The sequence below is a fragment of the Rhodopila globiformis genome (assembly GCF_002937115.1).
Classification (GTDB): domain Bacteria; phylum Pseudomonadota; class Alphaproteobacteria; order Acetobacterales; family Acetobacteraceae; genus Rhodopila; species Rhodopila globiformis.
In genome coordinates this window covers 1-2,650 of sequence record NZ_NHRY01000115.1, presented here as the reverse complement: position 1 = coordinate 2,650, position 2,650 = coordinate 1, and the positions used below count along the sequence as shown (strand labels likewise).

Below are 2,650 nucleotides of genomic sequence, written 5' to 3'. Positions count from 1 at the left end.
GCCGCTCGGCTTGATCGCCGGCCGGGCTTTCAGGCCCTTCAGCCGGGCGTTCTCGTCCCGCAGCGCGGCGATCAGTTGCTTCAGCGCGGCGTTCTCCTCGCGCAACGCCGCCACCTCGGCTTCGAGCGCGCAACGCGACAGGCTGGACGGGTCGGCGGGGGCTGGCATGACCACAGCGACATCGTATGCCGCTGCGTCGATTCAAGCGGAAAATGCAGATCCCGCCCGGGGTTTTGCCCAGCTTACCGAAGGTGCGCTGAACGTCCTCATTTTCCTGACTTTCTTGCGCCGCCTGATCAAGGACGCGCCCTGCAAGGTGTTTCTCATCGTCGACAATCTGCGTGTCCATCGGGCCAAGGCGGTGGCCGCCTGGCTGGAGGCTCACAAGGATCGCATCGAGGTGTTCTACCTGCCGCCCTATGCGCCCGACTACAATCCGGACGAATTCATGCACAACGACCTCAAGCAGGGGTTGGCCAGGCGGCGTATCCCCAAAGACCGGGCCGCGCTGAAAGCTGGCCTGCAATCCCACATGCACAGCCTGCAAAAGCGACCCGCCAAGGTCCAGGCCTTCTTCCAGGCACCCACCGTCCGCTATGCGGCGTGATGCCATGGCAAAGGCTTGGCCGTCTGGTTAGTACCTCACGAAGATGGGGCGTGCCGCGATCGCGGCAGCCGAACAGCTCACCCAGGCGGTTATCATTCCGGCAATGATTTGATGGGATTTTTTGATGCAGAACATGGCAAGAGTCCGGGGGTAAGAAACTGATGTCGTTGCCGCTGGTGAAGGTGTCCCCGGCGCCGGTCAGCAGCACGACGCGGATGCCGGCATCCTCATCGGCGCGGCCGAATGCGTCCTGCACCGCCTGGTACATCGCCCCGGTCAGGGCGTTGTTCTTTTCCGGCCGGTTGAGCTGGATCTCCAGCACCTGCCCGGCCTGTGTGATGACGACGTCCGTCATGTTTCCTCTCCCCCTGCATGGCTGCGCTCCGGCCGAACCCTCTTGCATCGGTGGCCGGTTTTCGCCGAAAAGCCGCCATGGCCGCACACTACTATACAGTCACCTGGGACCAACTCCATCGTGACGCCCGCGCCCTGGCCTGGCGGCTGATGAGCTGCGGACCCTACACCGGCATCGTTGCGATCAGCCGGGGTGGCCTGATCCCGGCCGCGATCGTCGCACGCGAGCTCGACCTGCGGCTGGTCGAAAGCGTCTGCGTCGTGACCTACCAGGACGAGTTGCGTGGCGAGCCGGTGGTGATCAAGCCGCCCGCCGCGGCCGGCGACGGGACCGGATACCTGATCATCGACGATCTGGTGGATTCCGGGACCACCGCGCGCGTCGTGCGTGCCCTGATGCCCAAGGCGCACTTCGCCTGCATCTACGCCAAGCCGCTGGGGCGGGAAATGGTGGACAGTTTCGTCACCGAAGTGTCCCAGGACACCTGGATTCTGTTCCCCTGGGACACCGAACCGCAGTTCATCGAGCCGCTGGCTCGCCGCACCGTGGCCTGATACCAGTCGCCGGAAGAACCGACTCTGTTGGATGTGGCGGAAGGTCCTCTGCCGCTTGCCTTGGCCGCGGTCCGCAGCGACTGGGGCGCGCGAGCCGTGGCGGATGGTGCGAGGGTCATCCGAGACCGTCCGTGCTTGTTCATCCTTCCGCGATTCTCAACACGGAGTTAGCCAGCCGGCGGCGCCGGCACCGCAATGGCTGAAAATGGGCAAGGTCGCTCCACCTCGTCATGGTGGGCGCAGGCCCACCATCCACGCCTTCTGCTGGTACCGGCATCGCAAGGCGTGGATGGCGGCCCTGCGGCCGCCATGAGTGCATCCGTGAGGACGCTTTGTCAGTACGGTGCAAGTCCGTGCTCGGGTTGGTCGCAGCCCGGAAATCGAAGGTAACTGCGTCGCTGCGAGGCGATGATGGAGAGCAACCGGAGGTGAACTGGCAGTCCGTAGGATGACGAACCTGTTTCGGCGGGATCTTGTGGCGAGCCTGCTCGTGGAGGGCGAAGCCTGGAAATAACCGACAGCGCTGAAGCGACTGAGACTCAAAGCGGCTATCGGGCGGATCACGTGGTTGAGGACGGAATGTCGGGACGGCAGAGCGGCGTAAGCGGAGAGACCTGACGCGCAGGGTGAGCCCGCCAGGAGTCAGAGCCTTCATACGACCGCGGCCGCTTCGAGCGGTGGAGAGGGGCGGGGAAACCCGTGCCGAGGGAAGGGGGGCAGGAAGCTGGATGCGAAAGGAGCGGGATGAAGCAAGGAAAGTCCCTCAAGTGCCACAGTGGCCAGACAAGGGGACAGAAGCCACCGGTGGGGAGCCCCACGAGCTGTGGTGGACGAAGCTTTTGATCGGCATCGATTGCATGGTGTCGGCGCTGGGCAACGGCGTCAGGCAAGCCATCAGGGATCGCCTGCTGGTTCTCGGCAAAGCATGGACGGGTCACCCTTTCAGAAGCTCATGCAGCAGCCAGACACTCCCGATGAGGAAACCAGCAACTGGAAAGCCGTGTGCGTAATGTGGCGCCGGTGGATATGTGGCGTTCAGCGCCGAATGCGGCTGCCAGGGCCGGTTGGTGGCCTTTGAACGCCACATAACCAAACGGCTATAACGCGTGCAGGAAGTCCATCAGCGCGGGCTGA

At 64.0% G+C, this 2,650-nt stretch carries 2 protein-coding genes and 1 pseudogene; 2 read left to right on the top strand and 1 reads right to left on the bottom strand.

Annotated elements, in window-relative coordinates:
* Positions 1 to 166: 166 nt before the first annotated feature.
* Positions 167 to 607, top strand: coding sequence for a transposase (locus tag CCS01_RS35130; RefSeq protein ID WP_104519005.1), 441 nt, complete (start codon positions 167 to 169; stop codon positions 605 to 607).
* A gap of 163 nt (positions 608 to 770) precedes the next feature.
* Here the strand turns inward: CCS01_RS35130 and CCS01_RS36065 are convergent.
* Positions 771 to 962 (bottom strand): annotated as a pseudogene (locus CCS01_RS36065) (enoyl-CoA hydratase-related protein); the annotation flags it as partial.
* Between the two features lie 77 nt (positions 963 to 1,039).
* Here CCS01_RS36065 and gpt point away from each other — a divergent pair.
* Positions 1,040 to 1,516, top strand: a complete 477-nt coding sequence (gene gpt, locus CCS01_RS11680) for a xanthine phosphoribosyltransferase (protein ID WP_104519003.1) — start codon at positions 1,040 to 1,042, stop codon at positions 1,514 to 1,516.
* Positions 1,517 to 2,650 lie beyond the last annotated feature (1,134 nt).

Bases quoted from the DNA above. Each gene is read 5' to 3' on its own strand.
- gpt (WP_104519003.1), top strand. From the start codon at position 1,040: ATGGCCGCACACTACTATACAGTCACCTGGGACCAACTCCATCGTGAC.
- CCS01_RS35130 (WP_104519005.1), top strand. From the start codon at position 167: ATGACCACAGCGACATCGTATGCCGCTGCGTCGATTCAAGCGGAAAAT.